The following is a 1,313-nucleotide window of genomic DNA, read 5'->3' on the forward strand; positions in this document are numbered from 1 at the left end:
CACGGGGATGACCCTGCAGAGCGTCGTCCGGTTCGTCGACCATCCCGGAGCCCAGGAGCGGCTGCTGCGGGCCGTGGACGACCTCGACGAGACCATCAAGATCATTCGATCGACGATCTTCGGGCTGCGCGTCCAGGAAGCGGGGCGGTCAAAACGCCGACTCAGGTCCCGCGCCACCGACACGGTCCAGCAGGCGGTGCGCTCCCTCGGTTTCACCCCGTCCCTGCGCATGGAGGGCCTGCTCGACACGGATGTGCCACCGGAGACCACCGAGCACGTCGTCGCCGTCCTCGCGGAGGCGCTCAGCAACGTCGCACGGCACGCGCACGCCACCTCGGCGTCCGTGGCCCTGGTGGTCCGCGGCGGGACACTGACGCTGTCGGTCTCGGACAACGGAGTGGGTGTCGGGACGAGCCGCCGGCGCAGCGGGCTGGGAAATCTCGCCAGGCGGGCCCGGGGACTGGGCGGCACCATGACGGTCGAGGCACCCGATGACGGAGGTACGCGGCTCGTATGGACGGTGCCGGTCGTCCCTCGGTGATCCCGCCGCTCCGGTATCGGGAGCCAGGGGGCCGGTCGGGCCACCCGTGATGCCGGACGGCCCCTGCTCGCCGGTCGCTCGCAGCAGGCATCCTTGGATGGCAAGACCCGTCCGACGGGGGTGGTAGGACCGCCGCCGGAGCGGACCCGGGAGGTACGGCCATGGCCATGACTCTGCTGAACGCCCTGCCCCACCAGGCAAGGGAGCGTCTGATGGATTTCTCCCGCCCGGTGTCCTTCCCGGCGGGTACCCGGATCTTCGAGGACCAGGGGCCGGCGGACCGGTTCTGGGTCATCCGGACCGGGGCGGTCAACCTCGATCTGCGCGACCCCGGACGGGACGTGGGCACGCTGGACATGCTGGGCCACGGCGACCTCCTGGGGTGGTCGTGGCTGGTACCGCCGTACACCTGGCATCTGGGTGCCGAAGCCTTCAGCCTGGTCAGGGCGTACGAGTTCGACGCGCGAGCCGTACGAATCCTGTGCGACGAGGATCCCGTCCTCGGAATCACCGTGACCCGGCGTGTGCTGGAAGTGGTGGCGGACCGCCTCCAGGCGACCCGTGTCCGTCTCCTGGGCATGGACGCCGTGCACAGGAGCGAGCGCGCGCTGTCGGTCGAATGACGGGCGGGCACCCGGCAAGCTGCCCGTAGCCGGCACCCGGCCGGGTGCCCGTGCGGCGGCTCATCGCGGGGAGCCGGACCCCCGCTGGTCCCGGACGCCCGCTGGTCAGCGGCAGCCGCCTCCGCGGCCGTCGGACGAGCCGGTGTCGC

2 protein-coding genes are annotated in these 1,313 nt (G+C 71.7%); both read left to right on the forward strand.

All coding sequences use genetic code 11. The annotated features are described in order from the left end of the window. Positions 1 to 541, forward strand: a 541-nt coding sequence (locus tag BHU15_RS34820; RefSeq protein ID WP_171908512.1) for a sensor histidine kinase, incomplete at its 5' end; no start/stop codon positions are given. A gap of 161 nt (positions 542 to 702) precedes the next feature. Next, positions 703 to 1,164, forward strand: coding sequence for a cyclic nucleotide-binding domain-containing protein (locus tag BHU15_RS34825; protein WP_069630777.1), 462 nt, complete (start codon positions 703 to 705; stop codon positions 1,162 to 1,164). Positions 1,165 to 1,313 lie beyond the last annotated feature (149 nt).

The sequence above is a fragment of the Streptomyces niveus genome, from assembly GCF_001723055.1.
GTDB lineage: Bacteria > Actinomycetota > Actinomycetes > Streptomycetales > Streptomycetaceae > Streptomyces > Streptomyces niveus.